General features: G+C 67.5%; 16 protein-coding genes. 8 read left to right on the forward strand and 8 right to left on the reverse strand.

Annotated elements, in window-relative coordinates; translation table 11 throughout:
- Positions 1-159: 159 nt before the first annotated feature.
- The gene (locus tag H289_RS0109350) at positions 160-1,317 is read left to right on the forward strand and encodes a polysaccharide pyruvyl transferase family protein (RefSeq protein WP_020100515.1); all 1,158 of its coding nucleotides are present in this window, start codon (positions 160-162) and stop codon (positions 1,315-1,317) included.
- 6 nt (positions 1,318-1,323) lie between these two features.
- On the opposite strand, the gene rarD is transcribed toward H289_RS0109350, so the two are convergent.
- From rarD to lspA, 3 genes are read right to left on the reverse strand one after another with little or no spacing between them, the layout of a single operon-like run.
- Positions 1,324-2,256 carry an EamA family transporter RarD gene (gene rarD, locus H289_RS0109355; RefSeq protein WP_020100516.1) on the reverse strand — a complete coding sequence of 311 codons (933 nt, stop codon included), beginning with the start codon at positions 2,254-2,256 and terminating at the stop codon, positions 1,324-1,326.
- Positions 2,253-3,176, reverse strand: a complete 924-nt coding sequence (locus tag H289_RS0109360; protein ID WP_029105011.1) for an RluA family pseudouridine synthase — start codon at positions 3,174-3,176, stop codon at positions 2,253-2,255. Before H289_RS0109360 ends, rarD begins: the two co-directional genes overlap by 4 nt.
- The gene (gene lspA, locus H289_RS0109365; RefSeq protein WP_231387989.1) at positions 3,173-3,784 is read right to left on the reverse strand and encodes a signal peptidase II; all 612 of its coding nucleotides are present in this window, start codon (positions 3,782-3,784) and stop codon (positions 3,173-3,175) included. Before lspA ends, H289_RS0109360 begins: the two co-directional genes overlap by 4 nt.
- 117 nt (positions 3,785-3,901) lie before the next feature.
- Here lspA and H289_RS0109370 point away from each other — a divergent pair, with 117 nt between their 5' ends.
- Together H289_RS0109370 and H289_RS30190 are read left to right on the forward strand one after the other, a co-directional pair.
- Positions 3,902-4,825: an asparaginase gene (locus H289_RS0109370; protein WP_020100519.1), complete on the forward strand. Its 924-nt coding sequence runs from the start codon at positions 3,902-3,904 to the stop codon at positions 4,823-4,825.
- Positions 4,826-4,918: 93 nt separating this feature from the next.
- Positions 4,919-6,982 carry an acyltransferase family protein gene (locus tag H289_RS30190; protein ID WP_081633353.1) on the forward strand — a complete coding sequence of 688 codons (2,064 nt, stop codon included), beginning with the start codon at positions 4,919-4,921 and terminating at the stop codon, positions 6,980-6,982.
- A 2-nt stretch (positions 6,983-6,984) separates the two neighbouring features.
- Here the strand turns inward: H289_RS30190 and H289_RS0109380 are convergent, their stop codons facing one another.
- Positions 6,985-8,322 (reverse strand): DNA polymerase IV, encoded by a 1,338-nt coding sequence (locus H289_RS0109380; RefSeq protein WP_051128446.1) that lies wholly within the window; start codon positions 8,320-8,322, stop codon positions 6,985-6,987.
- Positions 8,323-8,382: 60 nt separating this feature from the next.
- On the opposite strand from H289_RS0109380, the gene H289_RS0109385 reads away from it, so the two are divergent.
- Positions 8,383-8,592, forward strand: coding sequence for an RNA-binding S4 domain-containing protein (locus H289_RS0109385; protein WP_020100522.1), 210 nt, complete (start codon positions 8,383-8,385; stop codon positions 8,590-8,592).
- A 15-nt stretch (positions 8,593-8,607) separates the two neighbouring features.
- Here H289_RS0109385 and ileS read toward each other — a convergent pair whose 3' ends face one another.
- Both ileS and H289_RS30195 read right to left on the reverse strand, forming a co-directional pair.
- Positions 8,608-11,754, reverse strand: a complete 3,147-nt coding sequence (gene ileS, locus H289_RS0109390; protein WP_020100523.1) for an isoleucine--tRNA ligase — start codon at positions 11,752-11,754, stop codon at positions 8,608-8,610.
- Between the two features lie 266 nt (positions 11,755-12,020).
- Positions 12,021-12,665, reverse strand: coding sequence for a hypothetical protein (locus H289_RS30195; RefSeq protein WP_155944082.1), 645 nt, complete (start codon positions 12,663-12,665; stop codon positions 12,021-12,023).
- A 134-nt stretch (positions 12,666-12,799) separates the two neighbouring features.
- Between H289_RS30195 and H289_RS0109400 the strand changes: the two genes are divergently transcribed.
- The 3 genes from H289_RS0109400 to H289_RS0109410 all read left to right on the forward strand — a co-directional run bounded on the left by H289_RS0109400 (position 12,800) and on the right by H289_RS0109410 (position 15,851).
- Positions 12,800-13,153, forward strand: a complete 354-nt coding sequence (locus H289_RS0109400) for a hypothetical protein (protein ID WP_020100525.1) — start codon at positions 12,800-12,802, stop codon at positions 13,151-13,153.
- A 57-nt stretch (positions 13,154-13,210) separates the two neighbouring features.
- The gene (locus tag H289_RS0109405; protein WP_020100526.1) at positions 13,211-13,945 is read left to right on the forward strand and encodes a hypothetical protein; all 735 of its coding nucleotides are present in this window, start codon (positions 13,211-13,213) and stop codon (positions 13,943-13,945) included.
- 166 nt (positions 13,946-14,111) lie between these two features.
- On the forward strand, positions 14,112-15,851 hold the full coding sequence (locus H289_RS0109410; protein WP_020100527.1) for an AMP-binding protein: 1,740 nt from the start codon (positions 14,112-14,114) through the stop codon (positions 15,849-15,851).
- Between the two features lie 28 nt (positions 15,852-15,879).
- Here H289_RS0109410 and H289_RS31770 read toward each other — a convergent pair whose 3' ends face one another.
- Both H289_RS31770 and H289_RS0109420 read right to left on the reverse strand, forming a co-directional pair.
- The gene (locus H289_RS31770; protein WP_155944083.1) at positions 15,880-16,821 is read right to left on the reverse strand and encodes an FkbM family methyltransferase; all 942 of its coding nucleotides are present in this window, start codon (positions 16,819-16,821) and stop codon (positions 15,880-15,882) included.
- Between the two features lie 49 nt (positions 16,822-16,870).
- Positions 16,871-20,068, reverse strand: a complete 3,198-nt coding sequence (locus tag H289_RS0109420) for an MMPL/RND family transporter (RefSeq protein WP_177127398.1) — start codon at positions 20,066-20,068, stop codon at positions 16,871-16,873.
- Positions 20,069-20,287: 219 nt separating this feature from the next.
- Between H289_RS0109420 and H289_RS0109425 the strand changes: the two genes are divergently transcribed.
- The gene (locus H289_RS0109425; protein WP_020100530.1) at positions 20,288-21,526 is read left to right on the forward strand and encodes a glycosyltransferase; all 1,239 of its coding nucleotides are present in this window, start codon (positions 20,288-20,290) and stop codon (positions 21,524-21,526) included.
- The last annotated feature ends 9 nt before the right edge of the window (positions 21,527-21,535 follow it).

Below are 21,535 nucleotides of genomic sequence, written 5' to 3' on the forward strand. Positions count from 1 at the left end.
ATAGCGGCGGTGCCGCCGGCGCCGATCCGCCTGCGGCCAGCTAACACCAAATAGGCGTCCCGTCTGGTCTCCGAAGCTGGTAGCTACCTGTTAGTGTCCTGGACATCCTCACAGGGACGAGAAATTTCCGGTACCGGGGATGTCGAAGGGGGCAGTGGATTGGCACGCGTTTTTCTATCCACCTGGGGACAGAGCGACAACATCGGCGACTCGATCCTCAGACGCGGCCTGCTCCGGACTTTTCACGGAATCGACGACGCCCGGGTGCACGTCCACGTCGGCCGCAAGCTGATGCCGGATAGGAATGACGAGCGCTACCTCACGGCGCTGCAGCTGCGCGGTGACGAAGTGGTGCACGACACCGCGATCGGCTGGTTCAGCCGCTACGCCACGAGCGCACTGACCGGCCGGACCCTCATGGTGATGCCGGCGGGCGAACTGGTCCTGCCCGAACGCGCCGGACGCTTCTGGGGTTGGTGGACGGCGATCTGTGCGCTGCTGTCACGACCCCGCGGCGGCACCACCGTCCAGGTCGGCGCCGGGGTCCGGATGTCGTCGGACACCGCCGTCACCGCGCCGCCGATGGAGCGCTACGCCCGGCGCAAGATGTCGCTCGTCGCCTGGCGAGATCCCCGAACGGCCGCCGCGTTCGGCATCGGCGACGTCGCGCCCGACTGGGCGTTCGGGGAAGGCCCCGACCCCCTGCGCGAAGGCCTGGGCACCCCGGCCGGCGAACGCACGATCCTCGCCGTCACCACGCGCGGGAACCGGGACCCGCTCGACGAGAACAAGATTCGCCTCCTGCGGGACATCGCCAAGTCCCGTGGCCTGCGCATCCAGGTGTACAGCCAGGTCCGGCGTGATCGCGTGGCGATGGAGAAACTCGCCTGGGTGCTGCATCCGGGCACCGAACCGCTGCTGTTCGGCGAGGAGTCGCACGCCGAGTGGGAGAAGAAGGTGCGCGCGCTGCACCGGGAATCGGCCATCGTCGCCAGCGACCGGATTCATGCGTTGATCGTGGGCGCGACAGAAGGCGCCGTCCCGCTGGCCGTTTCGAGCGGGTCGACCGAGAAGGCACTCCGCACCCTCAAACCGGGAGGCTTCGACCTGCCGGCGGACCAGCCTGCCGCCATCAACGACTATCTCGACACCATGCTCGGCGACGCGACATCCGTCAGTCGCCGCATCGTCACGGCGCGCACCCACCTGGACCAGCTCCGCAATACGCTGCGCAGTTTCGTCGGTGGCCGCCCGGTCAGCGACCCGGGTACCGCCGAACCCCTGCCCTACGAATTCCGCCACGCCGCGGCGTCCTAGCGCCGCCTACGTCGCGACCGGATCCTTCTCCGGGGCATCCGGTGCCGGCGCCCGACGACTGCGCGCCACCGCGTCACCGGTGAACACCGCGAGCGCCAGCCAGATCAGGACGAAGCCGGCCCACCGGCCGACCGGCATGGGCTCATGCCCGACGACGACACCCCACGCCATCTGCAGCGCCGGCGTCAGATACTGCAGCAGACCCATCGTGACCAACGGAAGCCGTTGCGCCGCACCGGCAAACATCAACAGCGGCAGCGCCGTCACCGGGCCGCACAACATCATCAGAAGCGTGTGGCCCGCACCCAGTGCGGGAACCGTCGCCTGCCCCGCAACCGCGAGTACGACGAGATAGGCCACCGCGAACGGGGCCGCCACCCCGGCCTCGACACCGACACTGACCCGCGGGTCGGCGCGCACCACCTTCTTGACCGCGCCGTACACACCGAACGACACCGCCACGCCGAGGCCGATCACCGGGATTTCACCGGCCTGCACCGCCAGCACTACCACCGCGGTCGCGGCGATGGCCAGCGCCGCCGCCTGCGCGCGATTGAGCCGCTCGCCGAACAGCGCGACGCCCAGCGCCACACTCACCAGCGGATTGATGAAGTAGCCCAGTGCCGCGTCGACGACGTGGCCGTTGTTGACCGCGTAGATGTAGATGCCCCAGTTCAGCGAGATCAACGCCGACGCGCACACCAACAGACCCCAGGTGCGGCCCGACAGCCGGCGCAGGTCACCGAGGCGGCGGCCGACGGCCAGCACCACGAACATCAGCAGCACCGTCCACACGATGCGGTGGGCCAGCACCTCGAAGGCACTCGCCGGCTTCAACAGCGGGAAGAACGCGGGAAACAGACCCCACGAGCCGTAGGCGCCGAGCCCGAGCAGCAATCCCCGGTTCTGTTTCGAAGTGGCCGTCGCGGTAGTGGTCACTGCCGATGCAACACATCCAGAGCGTGCTGCAATTCCGCCGGGTACTCACTGGTGATCTCGATCCACCGGCCGTCGGCCGGATGGGCGAACCCCAGCGAGCGCGCATGCAGCCACTGCCGCTCGAGCCCCAGCTTCTTCGCCAGCGTCGGATCGGCACCGTAGGTCAGGTCGCCGCAACACGGGTGGTGCAGCGCGGAGAAATGCACCCGAATCTGGTGGGTCCGGCCGGTCTCCAGATGCACATCGAGCAGGCTTGCCGCCACGAACGCCTCGATGGTGTCGTAGTGCGTGATGCTGTGCCGGCCGCCCTCGGTTACGGCGAACTTCCAGTCGTTGCCCCGGGCCCGGCCGATCGGTGCGTCGATGGTGCCGCTCGACGGATCCGGGTGGCCCTGCACCAGAGCGTGGTACCGCTTGTCGACGGTGCGGTGCTTGAACGCCCGCTTGAGCACCGTGTACGCCCGCTCGGACAACGCCACCACCATGACGCCGGACGTGCCGGCATCGAGACGGTGCACGATGCCCTGCCGCTCATGGATGCCCGACGTGCTGATCCGGAAGCCGGCCGCGGCCAGCCCGCCCAGGACCGTCGGGCCGGTCCAGCCCAACGAGGCGTGTGCCGCCACGCCGGCCGGTTTGTCCACCGCCACGATGTCGTCGTCGGAGTAGAGGATCGCCATGCCCTCGATCTCCTGCGGGGTGTTCTCCACCGGAGCCGGCGCCTCCGGCAACCGAACCTCCAGCCAGGAACCCGCCACCAGCTTGTCCGATTTCGCCGCCGGCGCGCCGTCGATATCGACCCCGCCGTCTTCGGCGATCGTGGCGACTGCGGTGCGCGACAACCCCAGCAGGCGAGCCAGGCCCGCGTCCACCCGCATTCCGGCCAGTCCTTCGGGGACCGGCATCGAACGGCTACTCATCGGCCGGTGTCAGCGTCGTCGGCGGCCGCGGCGGCCGGTTCCGGCTCTGCCGACGAATCCTGTTGCGTATCAGTGGCTTCCGCGGAATCCGCGGCCGGCGGCTGCTTGCCCTCGGTGTCGAAATCGATGCCGAACATCGACAGCCCGACCAGCAACACCGCGCCACACACCACCGCGGAATCGGCGACGTTGAACACCGGCCACCAGCCGACCGAGAGGAAATCGACCACGTGCCCGCGCAACGGCCCCGGCGAACGGAAGAACCGGTCCATCAGATTGCCCACCGCACCGCCGAGGATCATCCCCAGGCCCAGCGCCCACCACAGCGAGACCAGCCGTCGCCCCATCCAGATGATGCCCAGCACCACGCCGGTGGCGATCAACGTCAGCACCCAGGTGTAACCGGTCGCCATCGAGAAGGCCGCCCCGGAATTGCGGACCAGCGTCCAGGTGATGGTGTCGCCGATGATCTCGACCGGCTGACCGGGCACCAGCAGCTTCACCGCCAGCACCTTGGTCAACACATCCAGCCCCAGCACCAGCGCCGCGACCATCAGCAACAGCCGCAGCCGCCGCGCGACGGGCTGGGCCTGCGGCGGGGCCGTCACCGGCGATTCGGCCTTCTCCGCCGTCTCCGGCCCGGTGCCCGAGGTCGCGTCAGGCTCCGTGGATTCATCAGTCACTCCCCCATCATCCCAAAGACGCCGTGAGGAACAATTTCGCCCATGACTCGCGTCGTCGTGATCGCCACCGGAGGCACCATCGCCACCAGCACCGACCAACACGGAATAGCCCGGCCGACACGCAGCGCCACCGACCTGGTCCACGACCTGGGCGCCGGCGTCCAGGTCGACACCGTCGACCTCATGTCGGTCGACAGCTCCGAGCTGACCCCGGCCGACTGGGACCGGATCGGCGCCGCGGTACGGGCTGCCGGTGATGCCGACGGCATAGTCGTCACGCACGGCACCGACACCATGGAAGAAACCTCGTTGTGGCTCGACATGACGTACGACGGTGCCGTGCCGGTGGTCCTGACCGGCGCCATGCGCAGCAGCGACGCACCCGATGCCGACGGCCCGGCCAACCTGCGGGACGCCATCACGGTGGCCGCCAGTGCATCCGCTCGCGATCTCGGGGTGCTGGTCAGCATGGCCGGCCAGGTGTGGCAGCCCCTGGGCCTGACCAAGTCCGGGCACGGTTTGCTCGGCACCGCCGTCGGGTCGGTCGACGACGGCTCGTTCGTCCCCGGCGCGGTCAAACAGCGGCCCCGGCTCGGCGCGTTGTCGGCGGCGTCCACACCACGGGTGGACATCGTCGCGGCGTATGCCGGCAGCGACGCGGTGGCCATGGACGCCTTTGCCGCGGCCGGTGCCGGCGGACTCGTGCTCGAGTCACTCGGTTCGGGCAATGCCGGGTCCCGGGTGCTCGCCGGTGTGCAGCGGCTGTGCGCTGCCGGCGTCGCGGTGGCGATTGCGACACGGGTGCCCGGTGCCTGCGTCACATCGGGCTACGGTCCCGGACGGGCATTGCTGGACGCCGGGGCGGTGTCGGCGGGCGGGTTGCGCGCCGCCCAGGCCCGGGTATTGCTGATGGCGGCGCTCGCCGCCGACATACCGGTCGCCGATCTGTTCGCTGAGTGGGTTTAGCGAAACCGTCCCACTGGGTGGACGAGTTGTCGTTCGACGCGCACCGAATTGACGATCCAATGATAATTTCCCCCACGCCCAACTTCCGGGGAGATGAGAGTGGAATCGACGGCGCTCGATAGCCGACACAAACAGCAGAAGCGTCTCGACATTCAGGGCATGCGCGCGATCGCGGTGGCCCTCGTCGTGCTGTTCCACGCGGAGATCCCCGGATTCGGCGGCGGCTACGTCGGCGTCGACGTCTTCTTCGTGATCTCCGGATTCCTGATCAGCACGCACCTGCTGAGCGAGCTCGACCAGCGCGGGCACATCCGGTACGGCGCGTTCTACGCCCGGCGGGTTCGACGGCTGCTGCCGGCCGCCCTGACCGTCGTCGTGGCCACGGTGGCCGCGGCCGCCTACTGGGTATCGCCCCTGCAGTTCGGGTACGTCGTCAAGGACGCCATCGCGGCGACGTTCTACGTGCCGAACGTCCTGTTCGCCTACCGCGCGACCGACTACCTCGCCGACAAGACGCCGTCGCTGTTCATGCACTACTGGTCTCTCGGCGTGGAGGAACAGTTCTACCTGCTGTGGCCCGCATTGCTCGTCGGGCTGTTCGGGCTGTTCAAGCTGCGCACCCGCCGGGTGGCGGCCATCGGCGCCGTCGTCGCGGCATCGTTCGCGCTGTGCGTGTGGTTGACCGGTTTCTCGCAACCGAACGCGTTCTTCATCCTGTTCGCGCGGATCTGGGAGTTCGGCGTGGGCGGCCTCGTCGCACTCGTCCTGCTGACCCGCGGCCGTGTCTTCGGCGACCGGATCGGCGCCGTCGCCGGCTGGGCCGGGCTGGCGGCGATCGTGGGCAGCGGCGTGCTGTTCTCCACCGCCACCGAGTACCCCGGCGACGCGGTGGCGGTGCCGGTGCTCGGCACGGCGCTGCTGATCGCGGCCGGCCCCGTGCGCTGGGGTCCCGCGGCACTCCTGAGCCTGCGGCCGCTCACCTGGATCGGCGACATCTCGTACTCGCTGTATCTCGTGCACTGGCCCCTGCTCGTGTTGCCCGTCGCCGCCACCGGCTACATGCACACCTCGCCGATGTGGCTGCGCGTCGCGATCGTCGCGGTCTGTGTCCCGCTGGCGTGGCTGCTCTACCGGTACGTCGAGCAACCGGGCCAGCACCTCACGTGGCTCAACGCGGCCCGCCCGCGCCGCACACTCACCGCGACCGCGGGCGTCATGGCCGCCGTCTGCGCCGTGGTGCTCACCGTCGCCGTCGTGCAGTCCCCCCGGCGGGATGCCGGCCGCCCCGCGGTTCACACGGCACTGAGCGTGAAACCCGCCGGCACTCCGTATGTGCCGAGCAACCTCACGCCGGAGCTCTCCGACGGTGCCGGCGGTGAGCCGGTCATCTACGCGAACGGCTGCCACCGCGGCCAGTGGGCCACCGACCCGGCCGGCTGCACGGTGGGGTCCAACCCGCAGGCGCCGCTCGTCGTCCTGTTCGGGGATTCCCATGCGGCGCACTGGTATCCGGCCCTGTCCGCCCTCGCCGACCAGGGCCTGATCCGGCTCGACAACCGCACCAAGAGCCACTGCCCGTCGGCCCATATTCATATCGCCACCTACCCGCGGTGTGCCGAATGGCGCGAAAACGTGCTCGACAGCCTTGCCACGGCCAAACCGGCGCTGATCCTTCTCGGCGCCTGGGGCTCCAGCTACCTGCTGAACGATGCCGACCCGACAGCGCACTGGCGGAAGGCACTGACAGACACCATCAGTGAGCTCCCGGCGCAATCGCGCGTCGCGGTGCTCGCCGACACTCCGTCGATCGGGGTGGCGCCCACCTTCTGTCTGGGCCTGTACCCCGACGACACCCAGCGCTGCGCACTGCCTCGCGACCGGGCACTGAACCAGGCCGTCCGCCGCGCCGAGACCGACCTGGCCTCCCGGCGCACATTCGACTACCTCGATTACAGCGACTACCTGTGCAACGACACCGTCTGCCCAAGCATCATCGGGGACACCCTGGTCTACCGCGACGGCCATCACCTCACGGTGAACATGAGCACCGCGCTCGCCCCGATCATCGGCGCAGACGTGCTGTCGCTCCTCACACCGGAAGGCAAGCCCGCCACCGCGGGCCCTCCGGCCCGCGGCCTTCATCCCCACCGGGACTAGCGTCAGGCCGCGCCGTCGTCGGTCGGCAACTGCGCCAGGTAGTCCTGCCAGTCCAGGCTGTCGACGGGGTCGGCGCGGGTGATCCGCGGATCGTCGGCCGCGACGGTGCGGGCCACCCCGGGACCGCTGGCCCGGGTCTCGAACCGCACCGTCATGACACCGTGCCCGGCGCCCTGCACCCACCCGTGGCCGTGGTCCGGATGCTGGACGTCGTCGCCGACGCGCCACGGGGATTCGATCGGCGCGGCGCTCAGCGGCCCGGCCTGATCAGCCGACGTCGCGACCTCGCCATCGTCCGCCAGCTCGAGCTCCGGGAACAAGGACTCCTGACGGGCATCCGTCAGGCCCGAAAACCCAACGCCCACAAGACGAATCGGGCCGATCTCGACAGGATCGAGCAGCAGCCGGCGGGCCGTCGCCGCCAGGGTCGACGGATCAGTGGTCGCGTACGGCAACGTCGCCGAACGGGTCAAGGTACTCATGTCGGACTTCTTCAGTTTGACCGTGACGGTGCGGGCACCGCGCCCGTCGCGCTGCAGCCGGCGGTGCGCGTGCTCGGCGATGGGCCCGATCTTCTCGCGCAACTGCTCCAGGGTGGTCAGGTCGACCTGGAACGTAGACTCCGCGCTGATCTGTTTGGCCTCGGCACGCTCGACCACCGGCCGGTCATCGATGCCGCGCGCCAGCCGGTGCAACGCCGGGCCGACAGTCCCGCCGAGGACGTCGGCGGCTTCGGCATCGCTGAGCGCCGCCAGCGCGCCGACCGTCTCGATGCCCAGCCGGTGCAGCTTCTCCTCGGCAACCGGCCCGATCCCCCACAACTTCCGGACCGGCAACGCCGCCAAGAGCGAGCCCTGTTCGTCGCCGCTGATGATCCGGACCCCGTCGGGCTTGGCCAGGCCCGACGCGATCTTGGCGACCTGCTTGCCCGAGCCGGCGCCGACCGAGGCCACCAACCCCGTCTCGGACCGCACGGCAGCCCGCAGGTCTTCGCAGAACCGCCGGACCTCGTCGGGCTCGGCACCGACCAGTTCGGCCGGCTCACCGAAGGCCTCGTCGAACGACAACTGCTCCAGCACCGGCACCACGGCACGCACCGCGTCGAGCGCCCGTCGACTGGCCACCGAATACACCGCACCGCGCGGCGGCAGCACCACGGCGGACGCGCCGACCAGCCGCCGGGCCTGATGCATGGGCATCGCCGAGCGGGCACCGAACCTGCGGGCCTGGTAACTGGCCCCGGCCACCACGCCACGACCACCGAGCCCGCCGACCAGCACCGGGCGGTCCCGCAAGGTAGGCCGGGTCAGCTGCTCGACGGACGCGAAGAAGGCATCCATGTCCAGGTGCAGGACCCAGCGATCCACAGTGGCCAATGCTATGTCGCTACCCTTCTCGGCATGAACGACGTGCCGATCCGTGACGAATCGATCCGGCTGGGTCAGTTCCTCAAACTCGCCAATCTCATCGACAGCGGAGCCGACGCCAAGGCGGTCATCGCCGACGGCATGGTGCGCGTCAACGGCGAGGTCGAGACACGGCGCGGACGGCAGCTGCGCCCCGGCGACACCGTGACGTTCGAGGGGCAGTCGGCGCGGGTCAGCGGCTGACCCGCGCCGGGACCGTCAGGCCTTGGCGATCGCGGCCCGGACGCCGTCACCGACGTCGGCGCCGTCGGCCAGCTCGCCCGCATCCACGACGGTGAACCCGGTCGCCAGGATCTCGCCGGCGATCAGATCGGCATGCGTGGTGGCCCACGCCCGCTTGTCGGCCGGCACCGCGAACGTCACGGTGATCCGGTCGGACACGTCCAGCCCCGTGGACTTGCGCAGGTCCTGCAGTTCGCGGATACGGTCCTTGGCCCAGCCCTCGGCTTCCAGCTCGGGGGTGACGGAGGCGTCGAGCACCACCAGACCCGCACCCTCGGGCAGCGCCGCGGTGAAATCCGGTTCCGCGGCAACGAGTTTCGAGCTGTACTCCGCAGGCAGCAGCACGGCGGGCCCGGCGGTCAGCGTGCCGTCGGGGTTGACGACGCCCTCCCCGGCCTTGACCGCCTTGATCGCGGCCTGCACGTCCTTACCGATGCGCGGCCCCGCTACGCGCGCATTGACGGCCAGCTCGAACTTGCCGTAGGCGTCGATGTCGTCGGTGAGCTCGACGGCCTTGACGTTGAGCTCGTCGGCGATGAGATCGGTGAACGGTCGCAACGCCTCCGGGTTGTCCACGGCCACCGTCAGTTTCGGCAACGGCAGCCGCACGCGCAGCTTCTTGGCCTTGCGCAGCGACGAGCCCGCCGAGCACACCTCGCGCACGCGGTCCATGGCAGCGACCAGCTCCGGGTCGGCCGGGACCACGCCGGACTCGGGCCAGTCGGTCAGGTGGACCGAGCGCTCGTCGGTCAGTCCCTGCCACATCTTCTCGGTGGCCAGCGGCAGCAGCGGCGCGGCCAGGCGGCACGTCACCTCCAGCACGGTGTGCAGCGTGTCGATGGCGTCGGCGTCCTCTTCCCAGAACCGCGAACGCGACCGTCGCACATACCAATTGGTGAGCGCCTCGGCGAACTGGCGCAGCTGCTCGCAGGCGCCCGAGATGTCGCAGGCATCCAGCGATTCGGTCAGGGTGTCCCGCAGGTCGGCAAGCTTGGCCAGGATGTAGCGGTCCAGCACATGCGTCGAATCCGTGCGCCAGGTGCCCTTTTTCGGCGCGTACAACGCCAGGAAGGAGTACGCATTCCAGACCGGGAGCAGCACCTGGCGGACACCGTCGCGGATGCCCTGCTCGGTGACGATCAGGTTGCCGCCGCGCAGGATCGGCGAGGCCATCAGGAACCAGCGCATGGCGTCCGAGCCGTCGCGGTCGAACACCTCGGACACGTCCGGGTAGTTGCGCAGCGACTTGCTCATCTTCTGGCCGTCGTTGCCGAGCACGATGCCGTGTGCCACACAGGTTTTGAACGCCGGACGGTCGAACAGCGCCGTCGCCAGCACGTGCATGGTGTAGAACCAGCCGCGCGTCTGTCCGATGTACTCGACGATGAAATCGCCCGGGAAATGGGCTTCTTCGCTCGCCGAACCGTCGAACCAGTCCTGGTTCTCGAACGGGTAATGCACCTGCGCGTAGGGCATCGAGCCCGAGTCGAACCAGACGTCGAAGACGTCCTCGATGCGGCGCATGGTCGACTTGCCGGTCGGGTCGTCGGGGTTGGGCCGGGTCAGCTCGTCGATGTACGGGCGGTGCAGATTGTCCGGACGGACGCCGAAGTCACGCTCGAGCTCGTCGAGGCTGCCGTAGACGTCGATGCGCGGGTACGCCGGATCATCCGACTTCCACACCGGAATCGGGCTGCCCCAGTAGCGGTTTCGCGAGATCGACCAGTCGCGGGCATTGGACAGCCACTTGCCGAACTGGCCGTCCTTCACATGCTCGGGGTACCAGGTGATCTGCTGGTTGAGCTCGACCATCCGGTCCCGGAACTCGGTGACCTTGACGAACCACGACGACACCGCGCGGTAGATCAGCGGATTGCGGCACCGCCAGCAGTGCGGGTACGAGTGCTCGTAGGTCTCGTGGCGCAGCAGCACCGGCGCATTGACCGCGGCCGGGCCGGTGCCGTTCTTCAGGTCCTTGATGATCTGCGGGTTGGCCTCGAAGACCTGCTGCCCCTGGTAGTCGGGCACGGTCGAGTCGAAGCGCCCGGTCGAGTCCACCGGCGTGACCGCCACGATCCCGGCGGCGTCACACGTGGCCTTGTCGTCCTCGCCGTAGGCCGGCGCCATGTGCACGATGCCGGTGCCGTCCTCGGTGGTGACGAAATCACCCTGCAGCACCTGAAAGGCGTTCTGCGCCTTGTCGCTGTCGACGAAGAACGCGAACGGCGGCAGGTAGTGCGTGCCCAGCAGTTCGGCGCCGAGGTAGCTGCCGACGATCACCGGCTCCTCGCCGAACTCACGGGCGTAGGCGGCCAGCCGGGGCTCGGCCAGCACGTAGTTCTGCTCGTCGGGACCCACCACCTGCACGTAGGTGACCTCGGGGTGGACGGCGACCGCCTGGTTGGACGGCAGGGTCCACGGCGTCGTGGTCCAGACCAGCAGGCGGGCACCGGCCACCGGGCCGTCCGTCGCGACGAAGCCGACGGTCAGCGCCGGGTCCTGCCGGCTCTGGTAGACGTCGTCGTCCATGCGCAGCTCGTGGTTGGACAGCGGCGTCTCGTCATTCCAGCAGTACGGCAGCACGCGGTTGCCCTCATAGGCCAGGCCCTTGTCCCACAGCTGCTTGAACGCCCAGATCACCGACTCCATGAAGGTCAGATCCAGGGTCTTGTAGTCGTTGTCGAAGTCGACCCAGCGGGCCTGGCGCGTGACGTAGGACTGCCACTCGTTCGAGTACTTCATGACCGAGGCCCGGCAGGCGTCGTTGAACGCGCCGATACCCATGGCCTCGATCTGGGCCTTGTCGGAGATGCCGAGCTGGCGCTGCACCTCGAGCTCGGCGGGCAGGCCGTGCGTGTCCCAGCCGAAGCGGCGCTCGACCTTGTAGCCGCGCATGGTGCGGTAACGGGGAACGATGTCCTTGACGTAGCCGGTCAGCAGATGGCCGTAGTGCGGCAGGCCGTTGGCGAACGGCGGACCGTCGTAGAAGACGTACTCGGGGGCGCCGTCGCGGCGCGCGATGCTGGCGCGGAAGGTGTCGTCGCGGGCCCAGAACTCCAGGACCTCGGTTTCGAGGTCGGGGAAGTTCGGTGTGCCGCTTGCGGTCTTGGGGTACGCGCTCACGTCGGGTCTCCAGTGCCGTCAGCACCAACAGGTGCTCAGTCCAGGCACGGGGACGACGATCTCGCGTCTGGACGCGAGCGCCGCGGTACCACCCCGCTTGCGCACAGCCGACCCCGGAAGGTCGCGCGTGTACGCCGCTCAACTACAGGCGATGACGGGCCTACCCGTTCGGTTCTACTGAGCCGCAGCCGTTCTTCCGAATGCTCCCCGGTGATGGCCGGATCGATGCGAATGCAGCAATTCTAACGGGCGGGGGAGGCTCCGTATCACTCGGCGACCGGCATGGCCTCCGAGGCGAGCTCGATGACGGCGTAGGAGAACTGCTCGGCGAGTTCCTCTACGGTGTAGGGCTCGAACTGATGCCGGGCGTACCACCAGTCGACGTGCAAGGCGTCGTCGGCGTGGAACGCGCGGACCTCGAGCGTGTGCGCCGGGCCCGGGTGCTCGCCGTCGATCGCGGCCATGCCGTAACTGAGCAACACGTCGGCAACGTCGTTCGGGTCGGCTGTGGCGGCCGCCAGGGCGCCGCGCACCGTCTGCACCATCGCGGTGGCGTCGACGTCCGATGCCGAGACCGCGTCGACCTCGACCCGGCGGATCACGGCGAGTCCGCCACCGGAGCGTTCCTTCGCTGCGGCGACGTCGACAGCAGCTCGGCCGGGTCCGATCACGCGCTCGATCGCGCGGCCGAGCGCCGCGATCAGCAGCACCTCGGCATCGACTCCCAGGTATTCGACCGCGCCCTCGAGCTCGGCCGTGATCACTGGCGACAGCGGGGCCTCGAGGCGCCGCATGTCGACCGCAGTACCGGCGGTGTCGTAACCGCCGAACTCGTAGTCGGCGACGTGCATCGTCGCCGCAGCAGCAGAAGGGAGAACGGCACCGATCTCACCGGCGTACGCAACAGTCATGTGATGCACACTACAACACGATTCCCAAATTTGGGACATAGCTCCCGAAACTGTGACGCCCATGTCAATTACGGCTTATGTGTCGCAAAAACAGTTGCTAGCAACCAAAGGGGGGAAGGGTCTATCGTGGCAGAGTGCCCCGAACAGACCAGAACGGCAGACAGCTCAAGGCGCTGCTCGACTACATCTTCGACGGCGATGTCGAAGCGAGGGAGATATACGGTGCGCTCGGAACGTCGAGCAGTACGTACTACCGGCGGATCAAAGAGGCCGACTATCCCAACGCGGAAGAGCTCCGCCTGGTGGCCGATCACTTCCGGTTGAGCTACCCCGACCTGCAAGTTCGGTTCGGTCTGATGAGCCACGACGAGGTCATCAACTACATCCAGTCGGCACCCCTCGCGGTTGCCACGGCGGCGCCGGCGGTCCCCAAACGCGCCACGAAATTGTCGGAAATGACGCGACGTGCTGATGCACCGCCGCTCTGACAAGTAAAATCTGAGCAGTCACAAAGCGCTGACACGGGCTTCCAAAAGGCTTCAACCATGGCTCTCACATTTCTCATCACGATCACTCTCGCCTGCATGGCGTGGAGTCTCTGGATCCGTCGCGTCACGTGGTCCTGCCGCTGGGAAGTCGCGGCGACCCTCAACATCGCGCTGCAGGCCGCGGCCGTCGCCCTGATGTCCCCGATGGCCGCCGACACGCTGGGCCGTGCCATCCACTCGATGACCGGCGTCTGGAACCTGCCCGCCTACCTGGGCCACGACTGCTACATCGTTGCCGCGTCGGCCATCGTCTACAACGCCATCGGCCGCCTCGCCGACGACTCGGCGATGCAGAAGATGTTCACGCAGTACATCGAGCGGCCCGCCACCCTGTGCATCCCGATCCTGCTGGCGCTGTTCTCGATGAGCGTCGCCGGACGCGAGTACTCCCCCGACCTGTTCACCATGCCCACCGACGGCTGGCTGGCCGCCTACTGGCTCGTGCTGTGCGGCACGCTGACCTACCTGCTGGTGTTCGGTGCGCGCGCCCTGCTGGTGCTGCGCAAGAACGAAGACTCGCGGCGCATCGCCAACATCTACCTGTTCGCCACCGGCAGCGGCATCCTGGCTTGCGCCACCCGCATCCTGACATCGCTCGTACCGGAGCTGCAGCCACTCGAGGACGGCAAGTTCGTGTGGGTCTTCGCCTGCATGTGCGGCGGGGTCTTCGCACTGGCGTCCGCGCACTCGTGGCTGATCAAGACCAAGTGGTTCTCGAAGGCCGCCCGCTGACCCTCCGTCACCCACCGCCGGAGACTCGTCAGCAAAAAGCCTGATACGTCAAAATCTGCGCGTATGCCTTACTCTGCTATCCGGCACCCGGTGTCAGTTTGACTGTGTTTCACCGCCTTCGACGACACCCGGCCTTCACCCCTGCCCGTATACCCCCGAGGAGGAAGTGTCCGTGATCGAGTCGTCTCTGCCGGCCGTCCTGCGCGAGCGCGCCAGCCTGCAACCCAACGACCTGGCTTTCACGTTCATGGACTACGACACCGACCCCGACGGTGTGGCGAAGACGCTCACCTGGGCTCAGCTGTACCAGCAGAGCGTCGCGGTGGCCCACGAACTGCGCCAGCACGGTGAGATCGGTGACCGTGTGGTGATCGTCGCTCCGCAGTGCCTCGAATACGTCGTCGGCTTCCTCGGCGCCCTCGAGGCCGGCATGATCGCCGTCCCGCTGACCCAGCCGATCATGGGTCACCACGACGAGCGCGTCATCTCCGTCATGAAGGATGCGCAGCCGGTAGTCGCCCTGACGACCGCGGCCAGCAAGGACGCCGTCGCGCAGTACGCGACGCCGAACGACGACGGCCGCAGCCCCGTCGTCCTCGCGGTCGACGAACTGGACCTCGAGACCCGTCGTAAGCCGTTCTCGCGCCGCGAAGTTCGCCCCGAGACCGCGTACCTGCAGTACACCTCCGGCTCGACCCGCACGGCCGCCGGCGTCATGGTGTCGCACCGCAACGTCTCGGCCAACTACGAGCAGATGATCGCGGTCTTCTTCTCCGAGTGGGGCAAGGTCGCGCCTCCGGGAAGCACCGTCGTGACGTGGCTGCCGCTGTACCACGACATGGGCCTGCTGCTCGGCGTGTGCACGCCGATCCTCGGCGGCTGGCACACCGTGATGACCAGCCCCATCTCGTTCCTGGTCAAGCCCGCCCGCTGGATGCAGCTGATGGGCAGCCACAAGAACGTCATCACCGCCGCGCCGAACTTCGCCTTCGACCTGGCCGCCGCGCGGACCACCGACGAGGACATGGCCGGCAAGGATCTGAGCACCGTCCTGACGGTCTTCAGCGGTGCCGAGCGCGTGCAGCCGACCACCGTCAAGCGCTACATCCAGCGCTTCGCCAAGTTCGGCCTGCCGGGCAAGTCCGTCCGGCCCAGCTACGGCCTGGCCGAGGCCACCCTCTACGTGGCGTCCCGCGAATCCGGCGAGCCGCCGACGGTCGTGGAATTCGACACCGAGAAGCTGGCCGACGGCATCGTCGAGCGCGTCGAATCCGGCAGCCCGCTGGTGAGCTACGGCTTCTCGCCGTCGCCCCTGGTCCGCATCGTCGACCCGGAGACCCGCCGCGAGGCCCCCGAGGGCACCGTCGGCGAAATCTGGACGCACGGCGAGAACGTGTGTGCCGGGTACTGGAACAAGCCCGAGGAAACCGAGAAGACCTTCCGCGGCGTGCTCGAGGACGCCCCCGAGGGCACCCCGTCGGACACCTGGCTGCGTACCGGCGACCTCGGCTTCATCTCCGAAGGCTCGCTGTTCATCATCGGCCGCATCAAGGACCTGCTGATCATCCGCGGCCGCAACCTGTACCCCGACGACATCGAGGCCACCGTCAGCGCGGTCTCGGGCGGCCGCACCGCCGCCGTCGGCTTCGAGGAGGACGGTGTCGAGCAGTTCGCCGTCGTCATCGAGATGAAGAAGCGCGGCGAGACCGAGGACGAGGTCCGCGAGAACCTGGCCCAGGTCAAGCACGACATCACCTCCGCCATCTCGCAGGTGCACGGCGTGAACGCCGCCGACCTCGTGCTGGTCGGCCGCGGCTCGATCCCGATCACCACGAGCGGCAAGATTCGCCGCCAGGCCTGCACCGAGCTGTACCGCAAGGGTGCCCTGGCGCGTCTCGACGCCTGATCCGCCTGGTCCGGGGCGGCTGACGGCGCTAGGCGCGCGTCAGGAGAATATCGGTTCGCCGCTTCGGCGCGGTCTGCAGTTCATTGAGCGGACCGCCTTTCCATTTGAGATACCACGCATTGCTGTAGCCGTTCTCCACTTCGTAGGCGGCGAAGTTTTGCTGAATTCGTTTGAACATGACATCGAACGCGGCTTGGTCGTCTTCCGGATTGGCCTCGAAGATGATGCTCATATTCTCGGGAAACGCATCGATGTGGTCGAAAATGTCGTTGAGAATTGTCGTTTCAGCACCTTCGACATCCATCTTGATCAGGCGCACACGTGCCAGTTCCTCCGGCGAGAGAATATCCAGCAACGGCGCCGCTGCGACCGTCGCGCATTTCTTTCCCTTCCGGGACGGCAACGTCGTGGTGGCACCGATGTTGCGGGGGCCGAAGTCATACAGGTCGAGTTCGCCCGCATGGTCGGACACCGCAACATTCACCGGGCGGATGTGGTCGGCGAGATCGCGGTTGATCTCCAGATTGCGCAACATCTTTCGGTAGATGTGGGGTGCCGCCTCGATGGCGACGACGTCGGCCCGGGTGGCCGCGAGCATGGCGTCGTAGCCGATGTTCGCGCCGATGTCGACGAACAGATCTCCCGGCGCGAGACTGTTTTCGATGATGCGCGAAATGCCGGGTTCCCACACGCCGTAATAGATGATGCTCCGCTGAATCGAGTCGACGGGGTCGCAATGAATGGTCGCCCCGTAATAGGTGGTCGCGTCGCGCGGCTTTCTGAGCCCGAGTTGATACCAGTCGAGAATGCCACCCCCGATCCATCCTGGGAGTGGCCGCAATGCGTCAGCGAATTTCCGGAGATCCATCGGTGATCGAATGTCCTGTTCTTCAGAGTCGCGGTGCGGGCGCATCTGGTCGCCGCACAAAACATCGACCCCTGAATCCCCCGCCGGACGCCAGGAATTCAACCAGGTTTATTGACGAGAAAGTTCAATTTCTCGGAAATTCGATATCCGCTCAGCCGAAGAAGCCGCGGTGCTGGACCGCTCCGGCGGCCTCGAAGGCCGTCGTCATCTGGCAGGCGTCACACGTGGCCGCGTAACCGCACTCCGGGCACGGCTCGACCTCGTCGGACTCCCGGCGGGCCTTGCGCTCGGCCAGCAGCCGTTCGGTGGCGGCCGCGGCTTCGGCCTCCTCGGCCTCTTCCCGCTTGCGCCGCGGCGACTTCGACGGCCACCAGTTGGCGTCACCGAGCAGTGCCGCGGTCGCCGGCACGGTGACCGTACGGACGATGAACGTGTCCAGCAGCAGGCCGACGCCGATGATGAAGCCGAGCTGCACGGCACCCAGGATGCTACTGACGGTCATCGCGAGCATCGACGCCGCGAAGATCAGGCCGGCAGAGGTGATGACGCCGCCCGTCGCGGCGACCGTTTTCACGATCGCCGAGCGCACGCCCCATTTCGCCTCGTCACGTATTCGGGATATCAGCAGCAGGTTGTAGTCGGCGCCGACCGCCACCAACACCAGGAAGGCGATACCCGGCACACTCCAGGAGATGTCGTAGCCCAATATGAACTGGAAGAACACCACGCCGATGCCCAGCGCCGAACCGTACGACAGCACCACCGACAGCACCAGGTAGAGCGGCGCCACGACCGACCGCAGCAGCTGCACCAGGATCAGGAACACCACGATCAGCGTCACGATGACGATGTACTGGATGTCGCTGTTGTAGTAGTCGCGAATGTCGCGGTTCACCGCGGACAGACCGACCATCGACACCTTCGCATCGGACAGCGTCGTGTTGGGCAGTGCCGTCTGGGCCGCCTTGACGATCGCGTTGGTCTGGTCCATGGCCTCGGTGCCGAACGGGTTCAGCGCCGTCTGCACCAGGTAGCGCACCGTGTGGCCGTCCGGCGACACGAACAGCGTCGCGGCCTTCTCGAACTCGTTGCGGCTCAGGATCTCCGGTGGCACGTAGAAACCGGCCATCTGCGGCGTGTTGGCGTCGCGGCGCATACCGAGCAGGAACGACGAGGCCTGGTTCAGACCGCCGCCCATGCCCCGGACCTGGTCGACCAGCAGCTTCACACCGTCGGCGAGCTGCTTGCTCGAATCGGCCAGCAGGTTGACGCCGTCGACCGCCTGTTGCAGCCGCCGCTCCAGGTCCGCGGTGTCATACAGGCGCAGCTGCTTCAGCAGGCTGGTGATGCTCTCGATGTTGGTGCCCATCCCGCGGACCTTGTCGTCCATCCCGGGGTCGCTCTTGTACTGCTGCAGCATGTGGCCGAGGTTGATGACCTTCTGCACCGTCTCGGGGTCGTTGCCGTCGTTGACGTTCTGCAGACCGATCTTCAGGTCGTTGCACGCCGGGTAGTAGTTGCAGAACGGCGTCGCGTTCAGCGTCTCGAGGGCCTTCCCGGACCACTTGTAGACGTCGCCGACGCGGACCAGCTGCCCACCGACGGCGTCGCCCAATGACGTCATCTGGGACACCATCTTGGCCGACTTGTCGAGATCGTCCAGCGTCTTCGACCCGCCGTACTGCTTCTGCAGCGCCGACATCTGGGTCAGCATCTGCCGCACCGGGCCGATCCCACCGAGCACCTGCGTGCGGATCTGGTTCAGCGCGTCCGCGAGCTGGTACTCGCCGTCGACCAGCTTCTGCAGCAGCGCGTCGTTGCCGTTGATGAGGTTCGAGGCGTCCTTGAGCTTGCTGCCGACCTCACCGGCCTGGTAGGTCGCCTTGGCCTGCTCCAGCACGTCACCGGTGGGACGGGTGATGCCGCGGACGGCGTCGATGTGCGGCAGCTGGGCGACGCGCTGTGCCATCTGCTCCATGTCGGCGAGCGACTTCGGGGCGCGCAGGTCGCGTGGCGACTGGATCAGGATGAACTGCTGCATCGTCGTACTGATCGGGAAGTGCTTGTTCAGCGCCGTGTAGGCGACGTTGCTCGCCGCGTCCGGGTCGAGGTCTTTGCGGTTGTCGTAGTTGTAGCGGACCATCGTCGCGCAACCGGCGAGTGCCAGCAGCACCGCGAGGCTGCCGGCCAGGTGGGTCACCGGGCGGCGCACGATGTTGACGCCCGAGCGACGCCAGAACTTGCCCGTCATGTCCTTGCGCGGTTTGATCCAGCCGCGGCGCCCGACCAGGACGATCAGCGCCGGCAGCATGGTCACCGACGCGAGGAAGCCGACCAGCACGGTCACGGCCAGCGCCGGCCCGATGGTGGCGAAGACCCCGAGGGTGGCGAACGACAGCGCCAGGAACGTGATCGCGACGGTGCCGGCCGAGCCGGCGATGACTTCACCGATCGACGTGAGCGCGGATACCAGCGCCCGGTCGGTGGCGACGCCTTGTCTGATGAACTCCTGATATCGACTGAACAGGAATATGGCGTAGTCGGTCCCGGCGCCCATCATCATGCCGGTCATCAGCACCAGGGTCTGCGGTCCCACCGCGAGACCCAATAGTCCCAGTCCCGCCACCAACTGTTGCGCGACGATCAGCGAGACACCGATGGTGACGAGCGGCAGCAACATCGCGACAACGCTGCGGTACACGATGATGAGGATCGAGAAGACCAGGATGCCGGTGGCCGTCTCGATCATGTGCTGGTCGCGGGCACCGATGTCATTGATGTCCTGGAATGTGGCCGACGCGCCCACGATGTTCAGCGTCAGGTCGCTGCCCTTGACCACCTCTTCGATGGTCTTCTTGGCATTGCGGTACGCCAGCTGTCCGGGGCCGGTGCCCATACTCCCGACGAGGCTGACGGGCAGCTGCACCGCTTTCCCGTCCTTGCTGGCCATCACCTGGCGCAGCTCGGGGATGTGGATGAAGTCCTGTGTGGACCGGACGTTGGTCTTGTCGGCGTTGAGCTTGTCGACCAGGCGCCGGTAGACCTCTTCGTCTTCCTTGCTGAAGCCCTTTTCGTTGGTCAGCAGGACGACCGCGATGTTGCCGGCGTCGGCCTCGCGGAACGCGTTCTTCATCGCGTTGGAGGCGATCAGCGTCGACGAATCGGGCGGCAGGAACGGCGGCGGACGCCGGCTGGCAACGTCGACCAACGTCGGAAGCGCGAGAAAAAGGACGATCGCAATGCCGACCCACCCGGCCAAAACCACGACGGGACGCCGCACCACGAACTTGCCGAGTGCGGCGAAACCCGCATGTGCCAAAGCACCGCTTGGCCTGGCACGTTTCAGCATCCCCGACAGGCTACACGCCGCAAACGGATCTGATGCACCGACCGGCAGCGCAATATCGACGCCGTCAAAGAGCCGCATTGCTGTCGCCATGCTGTAATCGGGTGTGCCACTGATGAAGTCACCCATCCCCCGCCATGCCTCCGGGCATCCGGCGTTCCCGTTGCCATTCATGCCCCAGCAATGCGGAGATCAGCGGCAGACCGATATGTGTGGAATTCTGTGAAGTTTGCTATCGCCATTCATGGCACGCGCGGAGACATCGAGCCCAGCGGCGCCGTGGCCCGAGAATTGCTGCGCCGCGGCCACGAAGTACGCATGGCCGTGCCGCCGAATCTGGTTTCGTTCGTCGCCTCGGCGGGCCTTCCCGAGCCTGCCAGCTACGGCGTGGATTCTCAGCAGCAACTGGATGCGGACATCTTTCGTGACCACTTGAGCATCAAGAACCCCGTGAGTGTGGTCCGCGAACTCCGGGACTACATGACGCAGGGCTGGCAGGACATGAGTGCCACCCTCACGGAGGTCGCCGCGGACGCGGATCTGCTGCTCGCGGGGACCACCTATCAGGAGGTGGCCGCCAACGTCGCCGAGCATTTCGACATCCCGCTGGCCGCGCTGCACTACTTCCCGTTCCGCCCCAACAGCCAGGTGCTGCCGGTCCCGCTGCCACTGCCGCTGATCCGCCGCGGCTTCGCGGTCGGCGAGTGGTTCCACTGGCGCATGCTCAAGGAGGCCGAAGACATCCAGCGGCGCACCCTGGGCCTGCCGCCGGCCACCGTGCGGGCGGTCCGGCGCATCGAGGACCGCGGGGCCCTGGAAATCCAGGCCTACGACGAAGTGCTGTTCCCCGGCCTGGCGGCCGAATACGGTGACGCCAAGCCGCTCGTCGGGTCCATGTCGATGGAGCTGCAGACCGACACCGACTCCGACGTGATGGCGTGGATCGCAAATGGCAAGCCGCCCATCTATTTCGGCTTCGGCAGCATGCCGGTCGAATCCCCCGCCGAGGCCGTCGCGATGATCGACACGGTGTGTGCCGAACTCGGCGAGCGGGCGCTGATCAGCTCGGGCGTCTGGGATCTGCCGGACACCACGCTGGGCGACCACGTGAAGCTGGTCGGTGCGGTCAACCACGCTGCGGTGTTCCCGCTGTGCCGGGCCCTGGTCCACCACGGCGGCGCCGGCACCACCGCGGCCGGGCTGCGCGCCGGGGTGCCGACGGTGGTGCTGTGGGTCAGTGCCGATCAGCCGGTGTGGGCCGGGCAGGTCAAGAAGCTGCAGCTGGGCGCGTCGCGCCGGTTCTCGAAGACCACACCGGCGTCGCTGAAGGCCGCCCTGCGCACCGCGCTGCAGCCGGAGTGCGCGGACCGGGTCCGGGCCGCTGCCGCCCGCATGACGAAGCCCGCGGACAGCGTCGCACGCACCGCGGACCTGTTGGAAAAGGCCGCCCAGGCCCGTTAGGGGCCTGGG

The sequence above is a fragment of the Mycobacterium sp. 360MFTsu5.1 genome (genome assembly GCF_000383495.1).
Taxonomy (GTDB): Bacteria; Actinomycetota; Actinomycetes; order Mycobacteriales; family Mycobacteriaceae; genus Mycobacterium; species Mycobacterium mucogenicum_B.